Origin of the sequence: Plastoroseomonas arctica, from assembly GCF_018128965.1 — a bacterium.
GTDB lineage: Bacteria > Pseudomonadota > Alphaproteobacteria > Acetobacterales > Acetobacteraceae > Plastoroseomonas > Plastoroseomonas arctica.
The window spans coordinates 169,929-191,650 of sequence record NZ_JAAEDH010000002.1 but is presented as its reverse complement, the minus strand read 5'-3'; the positions used below and the strand labels follow the sequence as shown (position 1 = coordinate 191,650).

24 protein-coding genes are annotated in these 21,722 nt (G+C 68.7%); 11 read left to right on the top strand and 13 right to left on the bottom strand.

The features are described from left to right. Positions 1–42 precede the first annotated feature (42 nt). Both GXW79_RS03095 and GXW79_RS03090 read right to left on the bottom strand, forming a co-directional pair. Positions 43–1,071 (bottom strand): hypothetical protein, encoded by a 1,029-nt coding sequence (locus GXW79_RS03095; RefSeq protein WP_211872757.1) that lies wholly within the window; start codon positions 1,069–1,071, stop codon positions 43–45. Positions 1,072–1,681: 610 nt separating this feature from the next. Further along, a complete protein-coding gene (locus GXW79_RS03090; RefSeq protein ID WP_211872756.1) occupies positions 1,682–2,896 on the bottom strand; it encodes an ABC transporter substrate-binding protein in 1,215 nt (404 codons plus the stop codon). Between the two features lie 127 nt (positions 2,897–3,023). Between GXW79_RS03090 and GXW79_RS03085 the strand changes: the two genes are divergently transcribed. Both GXW79_RS03085 and GXW79_RS03080 read left to right on the top strand, forming a co-directional pair. Further along, complete coding sequence (locus GXW79_RS03085) at positions 3,024–3,986, top strand: tripartite tricarboxylate transporter substrate-binding protein (protein ID WP_211872755.1); 963 nt, start codon at positions 3,024–3,026, stop codon at positions 3,984–3,986. Positions 3,987–4,018: 32 nt separating this feature from the next. Next, positions 4,019–4,987: a Bug family tripartite tricarboxylate transporter substrate binding protein gene (locus tag GXW79_RS03080; RefSeq protein ID WP_211872754.1), complete on the top strand. Its 969-nt coding sequence runs from the start codon at positions 4,019–4,021 to the stop codon at positions 4,985–4,987. 16 nt (positions 4,988–5,003) lie between these two features. Here GXW79_RS03080 and GXW79_RS03075 read toward each other — a convergent pair whose 3' ends face one another. The 5 genes from GXW79_RS03075 to GXW79_RS03055 form a co-directional block, all read right to left on the bottom strand. After that, a complete protein-coding gene (locus GXW79_RS03075) occupies positions 5,004–5,789 on the bottom strand; it encodes an ABC transporter ATP-binding protein (RefSeq protein ID WP_367614783.1) in 786 nt (261 codons plus the stop codon). Beyond that, entirely contained in the window at positions 5,786–6,217 is a 432-nt protein-coding gene (locus tag GXW79_RS03070; protein WP_211872753.1) for an OmpA family protein, read from the bottom strand. Before GXW79_RS03070 ends, GXW79_RS03075 begins: the two co-directional genes overlap by 4 nt. After that, the gene (locus GXW79_RS03065; RefSeq protein WP_211872752.1) at positions 6,214–6,987 is read right to left on the bottom strand and encodes an ABC transporter permease; all 774 of its coding nucleotides are present in this window, start codon (positions 6,985–6,987) and stop codon (positions 6,214–6,216) included. Before GXW79_RS03065 ends, GXW79_RS03070 begins: the two co-directional genes overlap by 4 nt. 137 nt (positions 6,988–7,124) lie before the next feature. After that, positions 7,125–8,072: an ABC transporter substrate-binding protein gene (locus GXW79_RS03060; RefSeq protein WP_211872751.1), complete on the bottom strand. Its 948-nt coding sequence runs from the start codon at positions 8,070–8,072 to the stop codon at positions 7,125–7,127. A gap of 73 nt (positions 8,073–8,145) precedes the next feature. Next, the gene (locus GXW79_RS03055) at positions 8,146–9,585 is read right to left on the bottom strand and encodes a polysaccharide pyruvyl transferase family protein (protein WP_211872750.1); all 1,440 of its coding nucleotides are present in this window, start codon (positions 9,583–9,585) and stop codon (positions 8,146–8,148) included. 192 nt (positions 9,586–9,777) lie between these two features. On the opposite strand from GXW79_RS03055, the gene GXW79_RS03050 reads away from it, so the two are divergent. Continuing rightward, positions 9,778–10,731, top strand: coding sequence for an FkbM family methyltransferase (locus GXW79_RS03050; protein WP_211872749.1), 954 nt, complete (start codon positions 9,778–9,780; stop codon positions 10,729–10,731). A 201-nt stretch (positions 10,732–10,932) separates the two neighbouring features. Here the strand turns inward: GXW79_RS03050 and uvrB are convergent, their stop codons facing one another. Further along, on the bottom strand, positions 10,933–13,110 hold the full coding sequence (gene uvrB / locus GXW79_RS03045; protein ID WP_211872748.1) for an excinuclease ABC subunit UvrB: 2,178 nt from the start codon (positions 13,108–13,110) through the stop codon (positions 10,933–10,935). Between the two features lie 103 nt (positions 13,111–13,213). Between uvrB and GXW79_RS03040 the strand changes: the two genes are divergently transcribed. Continuing rightward, positions 13,214–13,813 carry a hypothetical protein gene (locus GXW79_RS03040; protein ID WP_211872747.1) on the top strand — a complete coding sequence of 200 codons (600 nt, stop codon included), beginning with the start codon at positions 13,214–13,216 and terminating at the stop codon, positions 13,811–13,813. A 96-nt stretch (positions 13,814–13,909) separates the two neighbouring features. On the opposite strand, the gene GXW79_RS03035 is transcribed toward GXW79_RS03040, so the two are convergent. Beyond that, on the bottom strand, positions 13,910–14,137 hold the full coding sequence (locus tag GXW79_RS03035) for a DUF1150 family protein (protein WP_211872746.1): 228 nt from the start codon (positions 14,135–14,137) through the stop codon (positions 13,910–13,912). A 49-nt stretch (positions 14,138–14,186) separates the two neighbouring features. Continuing rightward, entirely contained in the window at positions 14,187–14,648 is a 462-nt protein-coding gene (locus GXW79_RS03030; protein ID WP_211872745.1) for an Hsp20 family protein, read from the bottom strand. Between the two features lie 123 nt (positions 14,649–14,771). Here GXW79_RS03030 and def point away from each other — a divergent pair, with 123 nt between their 5' ends. From def to GXW79_RS03010, 4 genes are all read left to right on the top strand, one after another. Next, the gene (gene def, locus GXW79_RS03025) at positions 14,772–15,299 is read left to right on the top strand and encodes a peptide deformylase (RefSeq protein ID WP_211872744.1); all 528 of its coding nucleotides are present in this window, start codon (positions 14,772–14,774) and stop codon (positions 15,297–15,299) included. A 147-nt stretch (positions 15,300–15,446) separates the two neighbouring features. Continuing rightward, entirely contained in the window at positions 15,447–16,340 is an 894-nt protein-coding gene (fmt, locus tag GXW79_RS03020) for a methionyl-tRNA formyltransferase (RefSeq protein ID WP_211872743.1), read from the top strand. Further along, complete coding sequence (truA, locus tag GXW79_RS03015) at positions 16,340–17,104, top strand: tRNA pseudouridine(38-40) synthase TruA (protein WP_211872742.1); 765 nt, start codon at positions 16,340–16,342, stop codon at positions 17,102–17,104. The genes fmt and truA overlap by 1 nt, the downstream gene beginning before the upstream one ends. Positions 17,105–17,136: 32 nt before the next feature. Next, entirely contained in the window at positions 17,137–17,946 is an 810-nt protein-coding gene (locus GXW79_RS03010) for a transporter substrate-binding domain-containing protein (protein WP_246503662.1), read from the top strand. 6 nt (positions 17,947–17,952) lie between these two features. On the opposite strand, the gene GXW79_RS03005 is transcribed toward GXW79_RS03010, so the two are convergent. Together GXW79_RS03005 and GXW79_RS03000 are read right to left on the bottom strand one after the other, a co-directional pair. Continuing rightward, positions 17,953–18,339: a cupin domain-containing protein gene (locus GXW79_RS03005; RefSeq protein ID WP_211872741.1), complete on the bottom strand. Its 387-nt coding sequence runs from the start codon at positions 18,337–18,339 to the stop codon at positions 17,953–17,955. 17 nt (positions 18,340–18,356) lie between these two features. Next, positions 18,357–18,989, bottom strand: coding sequence for a glutathione S-transferase family protein (locus GXW79_RS03000; RefSeq protein ID WP_211872740.1), 633 nt, complete (start codon positions 18,987–18,989; stop codon positions 18,357–18,359). 89 nt (positions 18,990–19,078) lie between these two features. Between GXW79_RS03000 and GXW79_RS02995 the strand changes: the two genes are divergently transcribed. From GXW79_RS02995 to GXW79_RS02985, 3 genes are read left to right on the top strand one after another with little or no spacing between them, the layout of a single operon-like run. Continuing rightward, the gene (locus GXW79_RS02995) at positions 19,079–19,549 is read left to right on the top strand and encodes a disulfide bond formation protein B (RefSeq protein ID WP_211872739.1); all 471 of its coding nucleotides are present in this window, start codon (positions 19,079–19,081) and stop codon (positions 19,547–19,549) included. Further along, positions 19,546–20,088 carry a demethoxyubiquinone hydroxylase family protein gene (locus GXW79_RS02990; RefSeq protein WP_211872738.1) on the top strand — a complete coding sequence of 181 codons (543 nt, stop codon included), beginning with the start codon at positions 19,546–19,548 and terminating at the stop codon, positions 20,086–20,088. Before GXW79_RS02995 ends, GXW79_RS02990 begins: the two co-directional genes overlap by 4 nt. Next, positions 20,088–20,552: a YybH family protein gene (locus tag GXW79_RS02985; RefSeq protein WP_211872737.1), complete on the top strand. Its 465-nt coding sequence runs from the start codon at positions 20,088–20,090 to the stop codon at positions 20,550–20,552. The genes GXW79_RS02990 and GXW79_RS02985 overlap by 1 nt, the downstream gene beginning before the upstream one ends. On the opposite strand, the gene GXW79_RS02980 is transcribed toward GXW79_RS02985, so the two are convergent. Next, the gene (locus GXW79_RS02980) at positions 20,549–21,718 is read right to left on the bottom strand and encodes a mandelate racemase/muconate lactonizing enzyme family protein (RefSeq protein WP_211872736.1); all 1,170 of its coding nucleotides are present in this window, start codon (positions 21,716–21,718) and stop codon (positions 20,549–20,551) included. The two genes, GXW79_RS02985 and GXW79_RS02980, sit on opposite strands and share 4 nt — an antisense overlap. Positions 21,719–21,722: the final 4 nt, after the last annotated feature.

Here is a 21,722-nt window from a genome sequence, read left to right as displayed (position 1 = left end):
CGGGCGGGCGGCAAGCCGCCACCCGCCCGGGCTGCGCCAGGATCAGCGGCGCGTGAGGCTGGTCGCGGTCGCCACCACGCTGCCCTGCACGGCGACGGCCGCGGTCGTGGTCGTCACGCCGCGCACCACCGGCGCCACGGTATTGCCCACCAAACCGGTCACGGCACCGGTGCCGCCGGAGGCCGGCGCGCCCGCGGTGCTGCCGACCGTCGCCAGTACCGGCGAGGCCACGCTGGCCACTTGCGTCACCGCGCCACCGGCGACGCGGGTGACCGGCGCGACGGCGGTCGATGCGGTATTGAGCACGCCGCCCGGCACCGTGCCCGCACCGGTCTGCCCGGTGACCACGGCGACGGTGTTGGTCGCGAGGCCGGTGACCGGCGCGAGCGGGCCGGCCGTGGTGCCGGTCAGCAGGTTGGCGGTGATGGGCGCGTTGGGCTGCGCGGTCGGCGACAGCGCGCCGACGCTGATGAGCGGCGTCTGGCCATTGGCCCCGCCGACCAGCTGTGCGCCGGCGACGTTGACCCGCACCAGGCCGCCGACGAGCCCGTCGGTCGCGCCCACCAGGCCGGTCTGGGCAGGGGCGGCCGTGGGCGTGCCCGAGAGCACGCTCACCGAGACCGGGCCGGACCCGGCCGCGGTGGGCGAGAGGATGGCGACCTGGGCCGGGCCACCGCCGGGGGTGCCGTTGCCGATCAGGGTCACACCGGCGACGTTGACGTCGCCGACCGCCTCGAGGTTGTTGCCGAGCACGCGGCCGGCGACGCTCGGGGTGGTCGTGCCGGTGCCGCCGGTGCCGCCGGTGCCACCGGTACCGCCGGTGCCACCCGTGCCGCCGGTCCCGGCGGTTCCGCCGCCGCCATTGCCGCCATTGCCGCCGGCACCGCCCGCCATGGCCGTGCCTCCAGTGGAGGCGGTGGTCGTCGTGGAACTCGTCGTGCCGGCTTCACCCGAGGCGCCGGTGCCGACAGCGGTGCCGGAATCCGAGACGGTCTCTGAGCGATGCGAGCAGGCGATGAGGCTGGTGCTCATCAGCAGCGCCGCCATCAGCGGAGCGATCCCTTTGTTCATGGTCCAATCTCCCTGGTTGTGTGAGAGCGTTCGTTTCTCTCGCAGACATGACGGAGAAGCTGGACCGGCAGATGCAGGGTAAGTCATTGATCTGAATGGCATTCGACTGCATACAAACATTCGAGACGGCCGTGTTGTTATTCAATTTTTTAGCAAATGCTAAGATTCGAGTTGCAACAGCGCTTCAAGGTTCAAGTCTGTTCTTGTGTCGGTTCGTGCGAATCGGTTCGGAAGTCGTTTCGACTCTTCGAATGGTGGTACCGAAGCGTTTACTGCAACCGCGAAAGATCCAGCCTCTCAGCGACTAGCTCATAAATAGAAATGAGATTCTGCGTTAAATTGATCGGCAACGGGATGTAGGCGCGACCCGATCGCACACTGATTCGTTATCGGTTCATTTGCAATGCCGCTGCATCCGATCGCGGAGATGGTGCGAGCGCCTTCGTTCGGATGCGCTCCAGCGGACCAGTGCGATGCGGCTCATCCGTCCGTCGAAGGCGCGGTCACCTTGTGCGCGTGCATTGCCACGGACGAGCAGCCTACGCGGAGATGGAGATGTCGCGCCTGCCACGCGGCTCCTGCGATGTTGCGGAGGGGACTCGCCGCCATCTCAGCGCACGAGCGGGCAGCCGCCGCTTTCCATCGGGCGGAACGCATCCTCGGCGGCAATGCGCGAGACCACGTCGCACAGGTCCCACTCCCCGCGCGAAGTGCCAGGCGCCTTGATGCGCATCATGTAGACCTCCCGCATCACGCGGCCGTCGACCCGCAGCGACCCGTTGGTGGTCATGAAATCGTTGATGGGCAGCTCGCGCATCTTGGCCATCACCGCCGGCGCGGCATCCGTCCCCGCCGCCTGGACCGCCTTGAGGTAGTGCATGACCGCGCCGTAGGAGCTCGCCTGGAAGGCGGTGGGCGGCCGTCCGTGCAGCCGCGCGAAGCGGGCGGAGAAGGCGCGCGTCTCGGGCGTCTGGTCCCAGTAGTAGCTCTCCGCATAGACGATGCCCTGCCCGGTCTCGAGCCCCACCGAGCGTACGGAGGTGAGCGACCAGTTCAGCGCCGCGGGCGTGATGCCGCGCCGGAACAGCCCGAACTCGCCCATCTGCTTGGCGATGTTGATGGCGTCCGCCCCACCCGCACAGATGCCCACCACCTGTGCGCCCGAGGCCGCCGCGCGCACCAGGTAGGAGGAGTAGTCGGTCTCGCCCAGCGGCGCGCGCACCGCGCCCACCACCGTGCCGCCGAGCCCGGCCAGGATCTCGCGCGCATTGGCTTCCAGCGAATGGCCGAAGGCGTAGTCGGTGACAATCAGGTACCAGCGCTTCTTGTCCTGCTGCACCAGGGCGGTGACCGGCCCCTTCGCCGCCGAGTAGTTGTCGTAGACCCAATGGATTCCGAAGGGCGAGCATTGCGCACCCGTCAGGTCCGTGGTGCCGGCCGAGATCGACAGGTTCACCCGCTGCCGCTCGCGCGACAGCCCCTGCACCGCGAGTGCGACCGCCGAATTCCCCAGCCCGAAGATCGCGTCGACCTTCTCCTGGTCGTACCAGCGCCGCGCGATCGCCATGCCGACATCGGCGCGGTTGAGCAAATCGCCATGGGTGAGCTCGATCGGGGCACCCAGCACGCGCGGCCCGAAATCCTCCACCGCCAGGCGCGCGGCGACGACCTCGCCCATGCCCTGCTGGTCGGAGAAGACGCCGGTCATGTCGTTGAGGATGCCGATCTTCACCACGCCATCGGAAATGGCGCCCTGCGCGCGGCCGGGCAGGATCTGGAACATCGGCAGCGCGGCGGCGCCCGCCATCAACGACCTGCGGTGCATGGTGTCTCTCCCCTTGTTCGTTGCGGCGAGGCTAGACCGGGTCGCGGCGGTTTGACCACTCGGCATCGGATGGGCTTCCCTGCGCGCCAAGCGCGCCCGATCCACGAGGCGGCAAGGAGGAACAGACATGAAGCCCTGGATCATGGTGCTGGCCGCGATGCTCGCCGCCGCGCCGGTGCGCGCGCAGGACAGTGCGGCGCGGCCCATCAGCATGATCGTGGTCTTCGCCCCTGGCGGCGCGACCGACGTGCTCGCGCGCATCGTTGCCGACCACATGGCGCGCACGCTGAACCAGCGCATCGTGGTGGAGAATGTCTCGGGCGCCGGCGGCACCATCGGCGGCGCGCGCGGCGCCCAGGCCGCACCCGATGGCTACACGCTGACGGTCGGCAGCCTCGGCAGCCATTCGGCGGCACCCTCGATCTACCGCTCCATCGCCTATGATCCGCGCGCGCTGGCTCCGGTGGGGCTGATCGGCGGCACGCCGCTCTATTTGGTCGTGCGCAACGGGCTGGCGGCGGCAAATTTCGCGGAGTTCGCCGCACTCGCGCGCGCGCCCAACGGCGTGTCCAACGGCCATGCAGGCGTCGGGTCCACCAACCACCTCGCCTGCGAGTTGCTGCGCCACGTCACCGGCGTGCCGTTGAACTTCATCCCCTATCGTGGCGAGGGCCCGGCGATGAACGACGTCGTCGCGGGGCAGATCGACAGCGCCTGCCTGCTCGCCCCCGCCGCGATACCGCAAATACAGGCCGGCACGATGCGCGGGCTGCTGATCGCCGGCACCACGCGCGGCGCCCAGGCACCCAATGTCCCGACCGCGGCCGAGGCCGGCGCGCCGGAGTTCATCTTCCAGGGCTGGAACGCCATCTTCGCGCCGCGCGGCACGCCGGAACCTGTGGTCCGCCGCCTGGCCGATGCGCTGAACCTCGCACTCGAGGACGCGGCCCTCCGCGCGCGCATCGAGGCGCTGGGCTCCATCCCCGCCGCGCCCGACCAGCGCGGTCCTGCCGCCCTGCAGCGCCTGGTGGAGGCGGAGGTGGCGCGCTGGGCCGTGGTGATCCGCGCCGCCGGCGTTACCCAGGAGTGAGCGGCGCCATGACCCGACACGGGAACACATCCATGCTCCGCCGGATCATCGTCATGCTCGCCGCCGGGCTGCTCGCCCTGCCGGCCGCGGCGCATGGCTGGGTGCCCGACCGGCCCGTGCGGATCATCGTGCCGTTTCCGCCGGGCGGCGCATCCGACCTGGTCGCACGCATCCTCGCCGACCGCGCGAGCCGCGGCACGCCCTACCCCTGGGTGGTCGAGAACCGGTCCGGCGCCAACGGCAATATCGGCATGGAGGCCGTGGCGCGCACCGCGCCCGATGGCTACACGCTGGGCCAATGCACGATCGGCAACTGCGCGATCAACCCCGCCATCTACGCGCGCATGCCCTACGTCATCGAACGCGACCTCGTGCCGGTGTACTGGAGCGGCAGCGTGATGAACGCGCTGGCCATCCACCCCTCGATCCCCGTCAACACGCTGCAGGAGTTCATCGGGTGGGCGCGGGCCAACCAAGGGCGGGTGAACTACGGCTCCTCGGGCTTCGGCTCCTCGAACCACCTGACGCCGGAACTGCTGAACGGCCGGTTGGGCCTGGGCCTGGTGCATGTGCCCTTCCGCGGCGGCGCGCCGGCGTTGCAGGCACTGCTCGCGAACCAGGTGCAGGTGATGATCGAGAACGTGCCCACGAAGATCGCCGCCATCCGCGCCGGCCTGATCCGCGCCATCGCGGTGACGGGGCGCGAGCGCGATCCCGCCCTGCCGGACGTCCCCACATTCGCCGAGGCCGGCGTGCCGGACATCGTCGTCGAGCCCTGGTTCGGCTTCATGGCGCCGGCCGGGACGCCGGTGGCTGCGGTCAACGGGCTCAACCGAATCTTGAACGAGGCGAACGCCGACGCCGAGGTGCAGCGACGCCTGCGCGACCTGGGCGTGCGGCCGGAGGGTGGGTCGGCGGAGCGCTTCGCCAGCCATGTGCGTGCCGAGGTCGCCCGCTGGCAGGAGGTGGTGGAGCGGAACAACATCGAGCGGTTGAATTGAACGTTGTGCGCGGCCGCTACCCGATGGACTTGCGCACTTCCTCGCGGATGTCGCCCATCAGCCGCGCCTTGAGGGCCGCGAACTCCACCGTGGTCTTCACCGTCCATTCGCGCGGATAGGGCAGCGGCACCACGACCTCGGACTTGATGCCGCCCGGTCGCGCCGACATCACCAGCACGCGCGAGGCGAGGAAGATCGCCTCGTCGATGTCGTGCGTGACGAACAGCACCGTCTTCCGGTCCGCCTGCCAGATCTCCAGCAGCAGCTCCTGCATCAGCTCCCGCGTCTGGTGATCCAGCGCGCCGAAGGGCTCGTCGAGCAGCAGGATCTCCGGATCGTTGGCCAGCGCGCGGGCCAGGGCGCAGCGCTGCTGCATCCCACCCGAAAGCTGCTTCGGCCAGTGATCCTCGAACCCGGCGAGCCCGGTGCGCGCGATGAAGCGCGCGACGATGGCGCGCTGCTCTGCCCTGGGCAGCCCGCGCTCGCGCAGCCCATAGGCGATGTTCTCGGCGACCGTCAGCCACGGGAACAGCGTGTAGGATTGGAACACCATCCCGCGTTCTGCCCCCGGCCCGCGAATGGGCGTGGCATCGAGCGCGAGGGTGCCGCCGCTCGGTGTATCGAGCCCGGCCACGATCCGCAGCAGCGTCGACTTCCCGCACCCCGACGGCCCCAGGATCGCCACGAATTCGCCCGGCGCGACGGTGAGGTCGGTGGGCCGCAGAGCCAGCGTCGGCGCGCCCTTTCCCTGCGCGGGGAAGCTGCGCGTCACGCCGTGGATGTGCAGCGTCTGCCGGCTCACGGCGCGCGGCGCCAGACATCGGCGCAGACCGGCGCATCGGCGTAGCAGATCCAGATCGCCACCCGATTGCCCGCGCGCCCCACCGCGCCCGGTGGATCATTCACTGGCGGCCCGTCATCGCCGCGCACATGCACCAGCGCCGGCGCCACGCCGAGCCGCACCAGCTCCGCCGCCACCGCCCGCGCGCGTGACTGCGCGAGGTCCCGTCCCTCCGGCGCCGGGCGCGAGGCGTCGGCGTAGCCCGCGGCGACATACCAACGCCCGTTCGGTGGGTCGGCCGCGATCGTCGCCAGCGTGGCGCGCGCGGCCGCGTCCAGCCGCGCGTGCCAGCCGTCGAAATACACCTGCCGCACGGGTGTCGGCGTCAACGCATCGGCTCCTTGCGCCAGGCCGAGCACCAGCAGCGCCGCGAGCCCCAGGCGCTTCACAATGCGGCCCAGGGGAACAGCGCCCGGTTCATCGCCTTGAACAGCATGTCCGTCACCAGCCCGATCACGCCGATCACCGCGATGCCGAAGATCATCTGCCCGGTATCGAGCAGCCTCTGGCTGTCCATGATCATGTGCCCGATGCCCGACTGCGCGCCGATCAGTTCCGCCACGATCACGTAGGTCCAGGCCCAGCCCAGCACCAGGCGCAGCGTTTCCATCACCTGCGGTGCCGCCGCCGGCACGATCACGCGGCGCACGATTCCCGCCGGGCGAGACCCCAGCGTGTACGCCGCCTCCACCAGATCCCGCCGCGTCGCACTCGCGATGACCGAGACCATGATGATCAGCTGGAACACGCTGCCGATGACGATGACGGACAGCTTCTGCTTCTCATCCACCCCCGCCCACAGGATCAGCAGCGGGATGAAGGCCGAGGCCGGCAGATAGCGTGCGAACGACACGAAGGGCTCGAAGAACGCCTCGACCGGCTTGAACGCCCCCATTGCCAGGCCGAGCGGCACCGCGATGACCGCCGCGATCAGGAAGCCGCCGACCACGCGGAACAGGGTGATGGCGATGTCGCCGGCAAAGCCGAATTCGGTGAAGAGCGACCAGCCCGCCACCAGCGTCTTGCCTGGGGAGGCGAGGAAGAGCGGGGGGACGTAGCCGCCATAGGTGGCCAAGGCCCAGGCGGCGATGAAGGCCGCGAAGAATGCCGCGCCCAGGAACAAGCGGGCGGCGCGAGATATGGGCTTGAGAGGGTGCATCGGTCGACAGATCGGGGGAAAGAATTCCCCCGAACCCTCATCTTCTATTTTTATCTATTGGTACGCGTTGGCAGCCCGCACCAATAAATCAAAAATAAAAGAATGGGGTCCGGGGAAATTCTTTTCCCCGGCCTTTCTTAGCCGATGAACGACGTGTTCAGCAGCGGCCCCAACGGCACATCCGCCCGCACCACCCCCGTCTCGCGCTGCACGGTGTGCGCCTTGGTCATGAACTCCGGCAGCCCCGCGCCCACGTATTCCCGGTTCTTCGCCTGATCCAGCCACTCGATATACTGTGCGCTGGCCTTGAAGGCCTCACCGGTCTGGTTCACGCGCCGGCCCATGATCTCGTAGGACCGGTCGGGCTCCGCCGCGATCATCGCCAGCGCGTCGTACCAGCTCTTCACCACCCGCCGCACGGCTTCGGGGTTCGCCGCGATGAAGGCCGGCTGGAAGGCCAGCGTGTCCACCACGCAGGCGTGGTCCACGGTGGTGGCTAGGATCTTTCCCGTCGCCCCCATCGCGCGCACCTGGCTCAGATAGGGCTCATAGGTGGAGCAGCCGTCGAACTGCCCGGCCACGAAAGCCTGGGCGGCCGGCTGCGGGGCGAGGGTGGCGGTGGAGACGTCGCGGATGCTCATCCCGTTCTCGCCCATCATGTAGGCGAGCACGAAATAGGGCGTGGTGCCGGCGCCATCGACCGCGATGGTCTTGCCGCGCAGATCGGCAAAGCCGCTGATGGCGGGACGCACCGCGATACCGTCACCGCCTCGCGAGCGATCCAGCACCAGCACCTGCTGCAGGGGCGCGGCCGAGGCCCACAGGATCATGGTGTCGACCGTGGTCACCACGCAGTTCAGCGCGCCGCCGACGAGCGCCAGGTTGCGCTCGCGCTGCGGGACGAAGCGGGTTTCGACCTCGATGCCGTTGGCGCGGAAGATCCCGGCGCCCTCGGCCAGGGTCAGCGGCGCGAAGCCCGTCCAGCCCGACATGCCGATCGTGATCTTCGGCAGCGCCTGGGCGCGCACGAGCGCGGGGGCGGCGAGGGCGCCGGCGGCGGCGCCGAGCATGGTCCTGCGAAGCATTGGCTGAGTCTCTCCCGGGCGGTTGCGCCGCTGAGCCTAGCGACGCCTCAAGCGCACGCAAGCGCCATGCCGCTCAGCCGGCGCGGCGTGCCGCGAGCATCCCGGCCAGCAGCTCCACATTCGCCATCGCCGCCCGCGCCTGCCGCGCCACCTCGGCCGGCGCCGCGACGCGCGCGCGCGCGACCAGTTCGCCCGGGGTGAAATTGGCGAAGTCGAGCGAGAGCGTCTCGGCGTCTGCGAGCGACGGCAGCCCATGGCGCATCAGGTAGCCGATCTTGGTGTCCGGCTTGCAGACCGGCACGATGGCGCAGCCGGCGAGTGCCGCGAAGATCACGCCATGGAAGCGCGAGGCGATGACCAGTCGTGCGGAGCCATACAGTGCCAGCGTCGCGCGCGTGCCGATATCGACCAGGCGCTGCACCCGCGCGCCGGTGATCTCGGCGACGCGCGCATAGAACGGCGCGTCATCGTCCGAATGCAGCGCCAGCAAGACCTCATGGGTCGTGGCGAGATGTCGCACCAGCGAGGCCACGCAATCCTCCAGCGTGCGACCATCGGCGGGGAGCGTCGTCTCGGTGAAGGCGCCGAAGGCGATGATCGCGAGCGGACGCTCCGCCAGCGGGATCGGCGACGGCGGGTCGGGGTCGAGCGCGGCGAGGGCGAAGGCGAGGTCCGCCGAAAGCCGCACCGGCCGCTCGGGGGCCAAGCCCTCCAGCACCGCCACATCCATCGGGTCGCGCGCGGTGATCACATCGGCATCGTGCAGCGCGCGCGCGAAGGCCGCCTGGCCGAGCGGTGTCGCGATGGATTGCGTGCCGACGCCCAGAACGGCGGTCGCCTTGCCCATCTCCCGCCCATAGCGCAGCGGTGCGGTGTAGTTGGCGACGTTCTCCACCTCCGGCGCGTCGCGGAAGCTGATGTCGTAGAAGATCCCGCCGCCGCCCACGATGACCAGCTCGGCCGCGTCGATCTCGGCGGCGAGTGCACCAGGTCCGAGCGCCCGCCAGCGCGTCATTCCCGCCCGCAACGCGATCTCGCCGGCGGCGACCGTTACCGCGTCATCGCCGATATTGCCGCAGCCATGCGCCGAGACGATCACCGCGAGGCCCGGCTCCGACGCCGCCGGGAGCAGGGTGCGATTGCGGGCGCTGTCCAACAGCGGGCCCAGATGCGCGAGCGCCCCGGGCGGCGCCGGCGGCGCCTGCTTCGCGAGCAGCACGTAGACCTCGTTCGCGGCGGCGACGGGCAGCCGCGCGATGGCGTTGGCCAGCACATGCCGGTCCAGGTGGTGCAGCAGGCCCTTGTGCAGCAGCAGCACGTCCGGCAGGGCCGGCAGCAGGTCGCGCAGCGCGAAATGCGGCAGGATCTCCGCGTGGGGCAACATGGTCGCGCAGACATGCGCCGCCATGGCCGGCACGCCGACCTGCCGCCCCGGCAGGCCGCGCATCGCCTCGAGCATGGTGGCCAGCTTGTCGTCGACCGCCGGGTGGCTGGCGTGTTCGCTGAGTTGCATCAATGACTTGCCAAGCAATTGCATCGTCTTGACCTCGTGCAGTGGGGTGCCGGGCGACGCTGGTATCGTCTCAGCCAGCAGAAAGGGTCTTGCTTTTGACGTGCATACCATGATTTGAATACACGCGATACGTGTATTCAAACCGCGTTCCGCACGTACCCCATTTTTCCCATGCCCCAGAACGGAGCCCCTATGGACGTCCTCCACATGGACCACGACACCGCCGCGACCATCGAGGCGCTGCGTCACGATGTCGCGCGGCTCGCCGCCCGGCTGGAGGATGTCGCCGGCGTGGTGACCGCCGGCTACCACGAGAACCTGTTCTGGCTGCGCCGCATCCACAACAGCAGCGCGATCTACCTGGGCGGGCACGTTGCGCTGACCCACCTCAGCAATGGCTGCCGCGCCTACATCGACACGCGCAGCAAGGATGTGGGCGTGCATATCCTCCAGACCGGCACCTGGGAGACGCCCTACACCGAGGCGTTCAAGTCGCTGCTGCGCCCCGGTGCCCGCGTGGTCGATGTGGGCGCGAATCTCGGCTGGTACGCGCTGGTCGCCGCCCCGATCGTCGGGCGCGAGGGCCGCGTCTATGCCGTGGAGCCGAACCCTGAGCTCGCGCGCATGGTCTACTGGTCGCTGCGGACCAACGGCTTCGGCGCCTTCTCCAAGGTGTTCGACGTGGCAGTCGGCGATGTGCCGGACGTGGTGGACCTGGTCTCCCGCCCGGACATGCCGGGCGGCGGCTACATCCGCCCCACCGTCCACGCCGTGGAGGACCCGGCGCCCAGCACCACCCGTGTGGCCTCCGTCCCGCTCGATACGCTGCTGGCCGAGGAAGCGGCCCCCATCGATGTGCTCAAGATGGATGTGGAGGGTTGGGAGGGCATGGCCCTGCGCGGGATGCGCGCGACGATGGACCGCTCACCGGGGCTGCGCATGCTGATCGAGTGGAGCACGCAGCAGGACGGCTCGCCGGCGCCGCGCCGCGAAATGGCGGAGACCCTGGAAGGGCGCGGCTACACGCCCCACCGAATCGACGGCCAAGGCAAGCTGATTCGTGCCGAATGGGGGGCGCTGCTGGAGGAAACGGCGCTGATCAACCTGGTGCTGCTGCCTGCCGGGGATGCGATGCTGGAGGGGTAAGCCAGCAAGCATGGGGGAAAAGAATTTCCCCCAGACCCCCAATCTTTTATTTTTATGAATTGGATGCACTGCAAAGGCAGTGCTTATGCATCGAGGCCAGTGCTACTTGGCGACGCGAACCAATTAACCAAAAAAGAAAGAATGGGGGTTTGGGGGAAATTCATTTCCCCCATGCTGTCGACCGAATCGATCTACCCCGCCTCAGGACGCGCGGCGTTGGCGGCCCTTCGCCTTCTTCGGATCATACCCACCGCCTCCAGGCCCCATCGGCTTGGGCTTCCACTCCGCCCGCCGGGCGGAATCGCGCCGGCTTCGCCCGGCGAGCTGCGGTTCCAGGCCCAGTTCCAGCGCTTCCAGCCGCTTGATTTCGTCGCGCAGGCGGGCGGCGGTTTCGAACTCCAATTCGGCGGCGGCGGCGCGCATCTTCTTCTCCATCTCGACGATGGCGCTGCGCAGGTCCTTCCCGACGAATTGCGCGGTGGCGTCGCCTTCGACCGCTTCGACGGTGACGTAGTCCTGTTCGTAGACGGACTGCATGACGTCTGCGATCTGGCGCTTGATGGAGGTGGGCGTGATGCCGTGCGCGTCGTTCCAGGCGATCTGTTTTTCGCGCCGGCGCGACGTCTCGCCGAGTGCCTTGACCATGCTGTCGGTCATGCGGTCGGCGTAGAGGATGACGCGGCCTTCGGCGTTGCGCGCGGCGCGGCCGATGGTCTGGATGAGGGAGGTGGTGGAGCGCAGGAAGCCTTCCTTGTCGGCATCGAGGATGGCAACAAGGGCGCATTCGGGAATGTCGAGGCCCTCGCGCAGCAGGTTGATGCCGACGAGCACGTCGAACACCCCGCGCCGAAGGTCGCGGATGATCTCGATGCGCTCCAGCGTGTCCACGTCGGAGTGCAGGTAGCGCACCTTGATGCCGGCCTCGGTCATGTAGTCGGTGAGGTCCTCGGCCATGCGCTTGGTCAGCACGGTGACCAGGATGCGCCCGCCCTGGGAGACGACGGTGCGGCATTCGGCGAGGAGGTCATCGACTTGCTTCTCTACCGGGCGAATCTCCGTCGGAGGGTCGATCAGCCCGGTCGGGCGGATCACCTGTTCGATGAAGGCGCCCCCGGTGCGCTCCATCTCCCACGCGCCGGGTGTCGCGCTGACGAACACCGTGGTCGGGCGGTACGCTTCCCACTCCTCGAACTTCAGCGGGCGGTTGTCGGTGCAGGATGGCAGGCGGAAGCCGAACTCGTTCAGCACGGTCTTGCGCGCGAAGTCGCCGCGATACATGCCGCCGATCTGCGGCACGGTGACGTGGCTTTCATCCACCACCAGCAGAGCGTTTTCCGGCAGGTATTCGAACAGCGTCGGCGGCGGCTCGCCGGGCTTCCGGCCGGTGAGATAGCGGGAGTAGTTCTCGATCCCCTTGCACACGCCGGTCGTCTCAAGCATCTCGATGTCGAAGGTCGTCCGCTGATCCAGCCGCTGCGCTTCCAGCAGCCGCCCCGCCGCGTGCAGCTCCTCCAGCCGCGCCTTCAGTTCCACCTTGATGTCCTTGATCGCCTGCTGCAGCGTGGGTCGCGGCGTCACGTAGTGGCTGTTCGCGTAGATGCTCACGCGCTCCAGCTCGCCGGTGATTTCTCCCGTCAGCGGGTCGAATTCGCGGATGGCCTCGATCTCGTCGCCAAACAGCGAGACGCGCCAGCCGCGATCCTCGAGGTGGGAGGGCCAGACATCCACCACCTCGCCGCGGATGCGGAAGGTGCCGCGCGCGAAGGCGGTGTCGTTGCGCCGGTATTGCTGCTCGACCAGGCCCTTCACCAGCAGGTCGCGCTCGATGCGCCCGCCGCGCTCAAGCTTAACCACCATGCGGCCATAGGTCTCGACCGAGCCGATGCCGTAGATGCAGGAGACGGAGGCGACGATGATGACATCGTTGCGCTCCAGCAGCGCCTGCGTCGCGGAGTGCCGCATGCGGTCGATCTGCTCATTGATCTGCGAATCTTTTTCGATGTAGGTGTCGGTCCGCGGCACATAGGCCTCGGGCTGGAAGTAGTCGTAGTAGCTGACGAAATACTCCACGGCATTTTCGGGGAAAAAGGACTTCATTTCCCCATAGAGCTGCGCCGCCAGCGTCTTGTTGGGCGCGAGGATCAGCGTCGGCCGCTGCACCGCCTCGATCACCTTGGCCATGGTGAAGGTCTTGCCCGATCCCGTGACGCCGAGCAGCACCTGGTCTCGCTCCCCCTGAGCAAGCCCCGCAAGCAGGTCGCGGATCGCGGCCGGCTGGTCGCCATTGGGCTCGAAGGGGGAAGTGACGGTCAGCCGGCGCTCAAGCGCGGGTGCCGGGCGCTTGGCGGGAAAGAAGGTCACCGGCGAGAGGATGTTCATGCGCGTGAAATTAGGGTGTCGGAGCCTGGGATCAAAGCCCCAAGGGTTGGCGGGGCGCGCGCCGCCCGGCATGATCCGCCGCCGAAAGAAACCGGGGGATGCCATGAAGCGCGCACTGCTGTTCCTGACCTTGCCGATCCTGGCGTTCGCCGGCTGCTCCTCGCCGCCGCCGCCCTGGGCGTTCAACTGCCCGACACCCAACACGCTGGTGCGCTATGACGATACTCGGTCTATCCGCGCGGTGCGCCGCGACGGCAATGCCTGCATCTACAACGACGCTGCCAATGTCGAGCGCCGCTTCGTCTGGGGCATGATCGAAGAGGGCGGGCTGGAAGGCCGCGGCCACCTGGCCGGCCTCGACGGCTTCTTCCCTGCAGCGCCGGCCTCCCAGGGGCAGTACACGGCCACCGTCGTCTCCGAAGGCAGCGGCATCCGCTATGATTTCCCGACCATGTGGAACGTGGCGCAGGTGCTGGAATCGGTCACAACACCGGCCGGCACCTTCCAGGCGACGGTTCTGGTGCGAAGGGTGCGCGCCTCGCCGCCCAACGACCAGATGTTCGTGGTGCGCTATTGGATCGACCGGGTCAGCAATGTCGTGGTCAAGCGAACCGTCGAGGCGGAACGCGGCAACACCCTGCTGCGCTCCTACCAGGCGACCGCGCTGGAGCGCCCTGCGACGCCCACGCCCCGGCAGCAGTAGTCGAGGCGAAGCCTCGGCCCGCCCCGCGGGCGGCAAGGCCGAAAGGCCGCTAGCGCGGCGAGCCAAGCCGCGGAAGGCGGCGCCCGGCGCTTGCCGCTAATGAAGCAGCATCGGCTCCATCTCGTGCTCGATGATGGCGGCGATCGCGAGCCGCGCATCCGGCGCGGCGCCGATCGGCGTGCCGTCGGCGGCGTGGATCGCGACCGCCGCGGCCCCGTTGACCATCATCGGGCGGATATAAGCGATCTGCTCGGTCCCGAACCGCGCCCAGTCGCGCAGCGAGATCTGGCGGATGTCGAAGGCGGCGTCGTCCTTGGTCTGCATGGCGATAAACTCCCTGCGGTGCGCCCGGATGGGCCGCACCTGAAAAGATTCAGTCCTGATCGCGGCGTTTGGTTTCAATCGCCTGCCGCGTGGGCGCGGCACCCGCCTTGGTGATGTGGATCGTCTTCACCCGCACCTCGGGCTGCGGACGCTGCAACTCGACATGCAGCAAACCATTGTCGAGCCAAGCCCCCTCGACATCGATGCCCTCTGCCAGAACGAAGGCCCGCTGGAACTGACGCGCCGCGATGCCGCGATGAATGAACACCCGGCCCTCGGAATCATCCTTCTGCTTGCCGCGGATCACCAGCTGGTTGTCCTCCTGCGTGATCTGGAGGTCATCCATCGAGAAGCCCGCGACGGCGAGCGTGATACGCAGCCGGTTATCTCCGGTCTGCTCGATATTGTAGGGGGGATAGCCTTCCGAATTCTTGGCGACGCGGTCGAGCATCTGCTCGAGGTGGTCAAACCCCAGGAACAACGGAGAGCCGAACAGGTTGGAACGAGACATAACGCGCAAGTGCCTCCTCGATGGAGCGAAGCGGCCGGAACCCGAAGCATTCCGGCCCGCCTGATTTTGGCCGCCCCAGGCGCCGTTGCAAGGGGGCGCGCGCGGCGCTAATGGCCCATCACCATGTCAGATGCCGAAAAACTTCCCATCCTGCTCGTTCCCGACGCTCGTCTGCGGCAGAAATCGCGCCCCGTGGCCCAGAGCGACGCGGCCTCGGTGCGCCCGCTGATCGAGCGCATGTTCCACACCATGTACGAGGCGCCCGGCATCGGCCTGGCCGCCCCGCAGGTGGGCAGTCTGCTGCGTGTGGTCGTCATCGACCTCCAGCGCGACGAAACCCGCACTCCCCTCGCGCTCATCAACCCCGAAATCGTGGCGGCGAGCCCCGAGCTCGCCACCCGCGAGGAAGGCTGCCTCTCCCTGCCCGGCCAGTACGCGGACGTCACCCGCCCGGCACGGGTGCGCGTGCGATACCTCGACGACACCGGCGCCAAGAAGGAGGTGGAGGGCGAGGACCTGCTCGCCGCCTGCCTGCAGCACGAGATCGACCACCTCGATGGGGTGCTGTTCGTGGACCACATCAGCGTACTGAAGCGGAACATGCTGCTGCGGAAGCTGGCCAAGGAACTGAAGCTCAAAGCGCGGGAGTAAAGATTGGGGGAAAAGAATTTCCCCCAAACCCCCAATCTTTTATTTTTATCTATTGGTGCTGTCTGTGGGCTCAGCACCAAAAAATCAAAGATAAAAAGAATGAGGTCCGGGGAAATTCCTTTCCCCGGCCTTCTTGAAAGGCCCACCATGCTCCGCCTCGCCTTCATGGGCAGTCCCGATTTCGCCGTGCCAGCGCTCCGCGCGCTGCATGCCGCGCATCAGGTCGTCGCCGTCTACTGCCAGCCGCCTCGCCCGGCCGGGCGAGGGCAGCGCGAGACCTCATGCCCCGTCCATCGCGCCGCTTTGGAGCTTGGCCTCACCGTGCGCACGCCCGCGCGGGTGAAGCGTGATCCCGCGGAGCATGCGGGCTTCGCGGCGCTTGGTCTCGATGTCGCCGTGGTCGCCGCCTATGGCCTCATCCTGCCGCCGGCGATGCTGGAGGCGCCACGGCGTGGCTGCCTCAACATCCACGCCTCGCTGCTGCCGCGCTGGCGCGGGGCGAGCCCGATCCAGTCCGCGATCCTCGCGGGCGATGCGGAGAGCGGCGTGACGATCATGCGCATGGAGGAGGGGCTGGACACCGGGCCCATGCTGCTGCGCGAAGCCGTCCCGATCACGCCGCGCATGACGGCCGGCGCGCTGCATGATGCGCTGGCGCCGGTGGGCGCGCGCCTGGTGCTGCGCGCTCTGGACGAGGATCCGGCGTCCATCACGCAGCCGGAGGACGGCGTGACCTACGCGCCGAAGATCACGCGCGAGGATGGGCGCATCGACTGGCGCCAGGACGCTGTGACACTCGACCGGCGCATCCGCGCGCTACCCTGCTTCTTCACCCATGGCGCGGAAACGCTGCGGCTGCTGGAGGCCGAGCCGGCGGAGGGCGAGGGTCCGCCGGGCGCCATCCTCGACACCCAGCCGCGCATCGCATGCGGCACCGGCGCACTGCGCCTGCTGCGGTTGCAGCGCGCGGGGGGCAAGCCGCTGCCGGCTACCGATTTTCTTCGTGGCTACAAGCTGCCGCCTGGCGAGACCCTGCCCTGATGCCGCGCTACGCGCTCATGGTGGAATATGACGGCGCCCCCTTCCATGGCTGGCAGCGTCAGGCCGATGGCCTGCCCTCCGTCCAGCAGGTCATCGAGGAAGCGGCTGCGCATCTCAACGCCGGCGTGGTGCCGGTGGTGGGCGCGGCGGGCCGCACCGATGCCGGCGTGCATGCCGAGGCCCAGGTGGCCGAACTCGACCTCGAGGCTGACTACGCGCCCGAACGCGTGCGCGAGGCGCTGAACTTCCACACCCGCCCGCACCCCGTCTCCATCCTGCGTGCTGCGCGCGCGCCGGAGGATTGGTCGGCGCGGTTTGCCTGCATCGGGCGCGCCTATCGCTACCGCATCCTCAACCGCCGTCCGCGTCCGGCGCTGGAGGCGGGGCGCGTGTGGCACGTGCAGGCGCGCCTCGATGCAGATGCGATGCATGAAGCGGCGCAGATGCTGCTCGGCAAGCATGATTTCTCCGCCTATCGCGCGGCGTCGTGCCAGGCGAAGGATGCGCTGCGCACGCTCGATCGGCTGGACGTGTCGCGCTATGCCGATGCCGTGGAGTTCCATGTCGAGGCGCGCAGCTTCCTGCATCACCAGGTGCGCAACCTGGTCGGCACGCTGGTGCAGGTGGGGCAGGGCAAGCGCCCCATAACCTGGCCGCGCAGCGTGCTCGACAGCCGCGACCGCGCGCGCGCCGGACAGACGGCACCGCCGGAGGGGCTGACCTTCCTCGCCGCCCGCTACGCGGAGCCGCTGGACTGGGTGTAGGTTGCCGCCAAAGACGCAACGGGAGCCACGCCATGATGATCCGCCGCAATCTTCTCGCCTTCGCCGGCCTGCTCGCCGCCGTGCCCGCCTTCGCGCAGGCACCGCTTTCGGCGGCCGCGCGGGCGGAACTCGCACCCACCGGCACGCTCCGGGCGGCGATCAACTTCGGCAACACCGTGCTGGTGCAGCGCGGCCCGACCGAGAACGACCCGCGCGGCGTCTCGCCTGCGCTGGCGCGTGCGCTGGCCGCGCGCCTCGGCGTGCCGCTGACCATCGTGCCCTTCGACGCCGCGGGCCGCGTGACCGAGGCGAACCGCGCGAGCGGCGGTACTGCCTGGGACATCGCCTTCCTCGCGGTCGACCCGGTGCGCGGGGAGGGCATGGCCTTCACCGCGCCCTATGTGGTGATCGAGGGCATCTACGCCGTGCCCGCGACGTCGGCCATCCGCAGCAATGAGGATGTGGACCGCGCGGGCGTGCGCATCGCGGTCGGCCGTGGCAGCGCCTACGACCTGTTCCTCACTCGCGCGATCCGCAACGCGACGCTGGTGCGCACCGACACCTCCGAGCGTGCCATTACCGAATTCGCGGCAGGCGGGATGGACGTGATCGCCGGCGTCGGCCAGCCGATCCGCGAATTCGCGGCCACGCGCCCGGATATGCGCGTTCTGCCGGGCCGCTTCATGGTGATCGAGCAGGCGATGGCGGTACCGCGCGGCCGCGACGCTGCCCTCGCCGCGCTGCGCGATTTCGTGGAGGAAGCAAAGGCCTCCGGCTTCGTCGCCCGCGCCCTGGCCGAGAGCAACCAGCCGGATGCGGCGGTGGCACCGCTGGCGCGGTAAAACGGCCTATCCTTCGAGCACGTTCGTCTTGAACTCGGCAGGCGAGGTGATCTCGATCAACTCCAGATCATCGGAATGCGCGATCTCGCGGTGCCGCACATGCGGCGCCTGATGGACGCAATCGCCCGGCCGCAGCTCGACCTCGCCGATATCCTCGTATTCGAAGCGCACCCAGCCCTTGAGGATATAGACCATCTGGAAGTCCAGCTCGTGATTGTGCCAGTTGGGCTTGGCACCCTCGCCGGGCACCGCCTTGATGACATGGGCGCCGAAGCTGCCCTTGGTCGCCTCGCGGATGCCGAGGTCGCGATAGGCAAAGAAGGCGCGCAGCCCCGCGTCGAATTCGGCGCCCTCGCCGCGGCGGAGCGTGGTGCGGGCCGGTGTGTCCAGCATGGTCGTATCCTCCCTGTTCAGCTCATGGGCACGGCAAGGTATTTGGCGTAGCCGGGGCGTGCGGCGAGCCGCTCATGCCAGGCCTCGAAGGCCGGCATCGGCGGCCGTTCGATCGGCAGCGCGAACCAACGGTGCAAGTAGGGGCCGAGCGCGATGTCCGCGATGGTGAGGTCATCGCCCGCGACGAAGGCGTGCTTCGCAACGCGCGCGTCGACCATGCGCCACAGCGCTTCCGCCCGGTCGCGCGCGGCGTTCGTCGCGGCTGCGTCGCGCTTCTCCTCGGGCGTGCGGACGTAGTTGAAGAAGATGGTCACCATCGGCGCGTTGATGGAGGCGAGCTGCCAATCCATCCAGCGGTCCACATCGGCGCGTGCGCGCGGTTCGGAGGGGTGCAAGGCCGTGCCCGGCGCGCGCGTGGCGCAGAGATAGCGCAGGATGGAATTGCTCTCCCACAGGGAGAAGCCGTCGGGCTCCACGATGGTGGGGATCGTGGCATTGGGGTTCATTGCCAGGTAGTCGGGGTCCTTGGTGCGGCCAAAGGCGCCGCCGGCGTCGATCCGCTCGAAGGGCAGGCCCAGCTCCTCGCACAGCCAGAGCACCTTCATCACGTTGCTCGACGTGGTTCGGCCCCAGATGGTGATCGGTGTCATGCACGTTCCCCCAGTTCCTCCCGAGGCTACGCCCGGGGCGCGGCGCGGGTCCAGTTGCGGCGAAGCGCATTCGGCGCGATCTAGGCGCCATGCCGATCCTGCTCGCCGTCCTCGCCGCCGCCGCACCCCTGTTTGCCATGGCGAGCGAATCCTGGGGGCTCGCGCCCTGCGCGCTGTGCCTGTGGCAGCGCTGGCCCTATTGGGTCGCGGTAGTGCTGGCGGTGCTGGCGGCGCTCATTCCCCGGGCGCGGACGCCGCTGCTGGCCGGGGCGATCCTCGCGATCCTGGCCTCCGGCGCGATCGGGGTGCTGCATGCGGGGGTGGAGTTCGGCTGGTGGCCCTCTCCCTTGCCCTCCTGCCGCGCCGCCAATGCCGGCGTCGCGGGGGCGAGCGTCGAGGACCTGCTGCGCAACATGGCCCGCACCCCGGACAAGCCGTGCGACGAGCCCACCTTCCTCATCCCCGGCCTGCCGGTCTCGATGGCGGCGATGAATGTGCTCTACGCCCTTGCCCTGGCCGCCTTCGGGGCGACATTCCTGCGCAAAGGAGCCCGCCCATGACCCGTCCCCCGCTGCCTGGCGACCCGACCCCGCGCGAGGCCATTGCGCGCATGATCCGCGTGGACCATGCCGGCGAATACGGCGCCCAGCGCATCTACCAGGGCCAGCTGGCGGTGCTGAAGGGCACGAAGCACGAGCCGGTGCTGCGCCACATGCAGGCGCAGGAGCAGGTCCACCTGGACACCTTCGCGAAGCTGATCGCCGAACGCCGGGTGCGCCCGACCGCCATGCTCCCGCTCTGGCATGTCGCCGGCTTCGCGCTGGGTGCCGCGACCGCGCTGCTCGGCGCGCGGGGTGCGATGGCCTGCACCGTCGCCGTCGAGGAAGCGATCGACGAGCACTATCGCGACCAGCAGGCCGAACTGGGCGACGAGGAAGCACCGCTGCGCGACACCATTGAGCGCTTCCGCCAGGAGGAGCTGGAACACCGCGACATCGGCCTGGAGAACGAGGCTGAACTCGCCCCCGCCTATCGCCCGCTGTACGCCGTGATCAAGGCCGGCTGCAAGATCGCGATCAAGATCAGCGAGCGGGTTTGATGGCCCTGCCGCTTCCCATTGCCGATGAAGCGCTGACGGCCACGCTGCGCGACTGGCTGGACCGGTTCTCCACGCATGTGCGTGCGGTGAACTACGCCGCCGCGCGCCCCTTCTGGCACGAGGACATCGTGATCTTCGGCACCTTCCAGGAGCTGGTGCGCAGCCGGGCCGCCTGGCAGGCGACGCAATGGGACAATGTCTGGCCGCGCACCGCGGATTTCGCCTTCGACCTGGCGAACACGCTGATCATGGCATCGCCCGATGGGGCGCTCGCGATCGCCATCGCACCCTGGACCAGCACCGGCTTCGCGCAGGACGGCACGCCGTTCCCGCGCCCTGGGCGCGCCACCATCACGCTGGCGAAGGAGGCAGACGGCACCTGGCTCGGCGTGCATTCGCACATGTCGCTCGGCAAGGGCGTGCCGCAGGACAGTTTTGGGACGCGCCCCGTCACCGCGCCCTAGTCGGCGAGTTCGCGCATCACGCGGATCAGGTCCGACTTACCCTCGAACCCGATGCCCGGAAGTTCCGGCATGGTTATGTGGCCGGCCTCCACGCGCACGCCGTCCGGGAAGCCGCCATAGGGCTGGAACAGATCCGGGTAGCTTTCATTGCCGCCGAGGCCCAGGCCGGCGGCGATGTTGAGCGACATCTGGTGCCCGCCATGCGGGATGCAGCGCGTGGGTGACCAGCCGGAGTCGCGCAGCATCGCGAGCGTGCGCAGGTATTCCACCAGCCCGTAGGAGAGCGCGCAGTCGAATTGCAGCCAGTCACGATCGGGACGCATGCCGCCATGGCGGATGAGGTTGCGCGCATCCTGCATGGAGAACAGGTTCTCGCCTGTCGCCATCGGGTTGGCATAATGCTCGGCGAGGGCGGCCTGCAGCGCGTAGTCCAGGGGGTCGCCGGCTTCCTCGTACCAGAACAGGTGGTAGGGCATCAGCGCCTTGGCGTAGGCGATGGCGGTCGGCAGGTCGAAGCGGCCATTCGCATCCACCGCGAGGCGGCAGCCCGGCGGCAGCATGCGCAGAACCGCCTCGATGCGTGCGCAATCCTCGGCGAGGGTGGCGCCGCCGATCTTCATCTTCACCACCGTGTAGCCGCGGTCGAGGTAGCTGCGCATCTCGTCCGTCAGCCCCTCCAACCCCTTGCCCGGGTAGTAGTAGCCGCCCGCCGCATAGACGAAGACGCGCGGATCGGCGGCCACACCATGCCGCTCCGCGAGCAGCCGGAACAGCGGCTTGCCCTCGATCTTCGCCACCGCGTCCCACACCGCCATGTCGATGGTACCCATCGCCACGGAGCGCTCGCCATGCCCGCCCGGCTTCTCGTTGCGGAACATCGTGGCCCAGATTCTTTCGGGGTCGAGATTGTCGCCCTCCGCATTCAGCAGCGACGCCGCGTCGGCCTCCGCGATGCGCGGCAGGAAGCGTTCGCGCATCAGCGCGCCCTGGCCGTAGCGCCCGTTGGAATTGAACCCGTAGCCCACCACGCGGCGACCGTCGCGCACCGCATCGGTCACCACCGCGACCAGGCTCAGCGTCATCTTGGAGAAATCGATATAGGCGTTGGCGATGGGAGAGGCGATCGGCTTCGTCACCTCGCGGACTTCCAGGATACGGACGGACACGGTG

Coding starts and splice junctions, on each gene's coding strand:
- GXW79_RS03095 (WP_211872757.1), bottom strand. CDS start 1,071: ATGAACAAAGGGATCGCTCCGCTGATGGCGGCGCTGCTGATGAGCACC.
- GXW79_RS03090 (WP_211872756.1), bottom strand. CDS start 2,896: ATGCACCGCAGGTCGTTGATGGCGGGCGCCGCCGCGCTGCCGATGTTC.
- GXW79_RS03085 (WP_211872755.1), top strand. CDS start 3,024: ATGAAGCCCTGGATCATGGTGCTGGCCGCGATGCTCGCCGCCGCGCCG.
- GXW79_RS03080 (WP_211872754.1), top strand. CDS start 4,019: ATGCTCCGCCGGATCATCGTCATGCTCGCCGCCGGGCTGCTCGCCCTG.
- GXW79_RS03065 (WP_211872752.1), bottom strand. CDS start 6,987: ATGCACCCTCTCAAGCCCATATCTCGCGCCGCCCGCTTGTTCCTGGGC.
- GXW79_RS03060 (WP_211872751.1), bottom strand. CDS start 8,072: ATGCTTCGCAGGACCATGCTCGGCGCCGCCGCCGGCGCCCTCGCCGCC.
- GXW79_RS03055 (WP_211872750.1), bottom strand. CDS start 9,585: ATGCAACTCAGCGAACACGCCAGCCACCCGGCGGTCGACGACAAGCTG.
- GXW79_RS03050 (WP_211872749.1), top strand. CDS start 9,778: ATGGACGTCCTCCACATGGACCACGACACCGCCGCGACCATCGAGGCG.
- uvrB (WP_211872748.1), bottom strand. CDS start 13,110: ATGAACATCCTCTCGCCGGTGACCTTCTTTCCCGCCAAGCGCCCGGCA.
- GXW79_RS03040 (WP_211872747.1), top strand. CDS start 13,214: ATGAAGCGCGCACTGCTGTTCCTGACCTTGCCGATCCTGGCGTTCGCC.
- GXW79_RS03035 (WP_211872746.1), bottom strand. CDS start 14,137: ATGCAGACCAAGGACGACGCCGCCTTCGACATCCGCCAGATCTCGCTG.
- GXW79_RS03030 (WP_211872745.1), bottom strand. CDS start 14,648: ATGTCTCGTTCCAACCTGTTCGGCTCTCCGTTGTTCCTGGGGTTTGAC.
- def (WP_211872744.1), top strand. CDS start 14,772: ATGTCAGATGCCGAAAAACTTCCCATCCTGCTCGTTCCCGACGCTCGT.
- fmt (WP_211872743.1), top strand. CDS start 15,447: ATGCTCCGCCTCGCCTTCATGGGCAGTCCCGATTTCGCCGTGCCAGCG.
- truA (WP_211872742.1), top strand. CDS start 16,340: ATGCCGCGCTACGCGCTCATGGTGGAATATGACGGCGCCCCCTTCCAT.
- GXW79_RS03010 (WP_246503662.1), top strand. CDS start 17,137: ATGATGATCCGCCGCAATCTTCTCGCCTTCGCCGGCCTGCTCGCCGCC.
- GXW79_RS03005 (WP_211872741.1), bottom strand. CDS start 18,339: ATGCTGGACACACCGGCCCGCACCACGCTCCGCCGCGGCGAGGGCGCC.
- GXW79_RS03000 (WP_211872740.1), bottom strand. CDS start 18,989: ATGACACCGATCACCATCTGGGGCCGAACCACGTCGAGCAACGTGATG.
- GXW79_RS02995 (WP_211872739.1), top strand. CDS start 19,079: ATGCCGATCCTGCTCGCCGTCCTCGCCGCCGCCGCACCCCTGTTTGCC.
- GXW79_RS02990 (WP_211872738.1), top strand. CDS start 19,546: ATGACCCGTCCCCCGCTGCCTGGCGACCCGACCCCGCGCGAGGCCATT.
- GXW79_RS02985 (WP_211872737.1), top strand. CDS start 20,088: ATGGCCCTGCCGCTTCCCATTGCCGATGAAGCGCTGACGGCCACGCTG.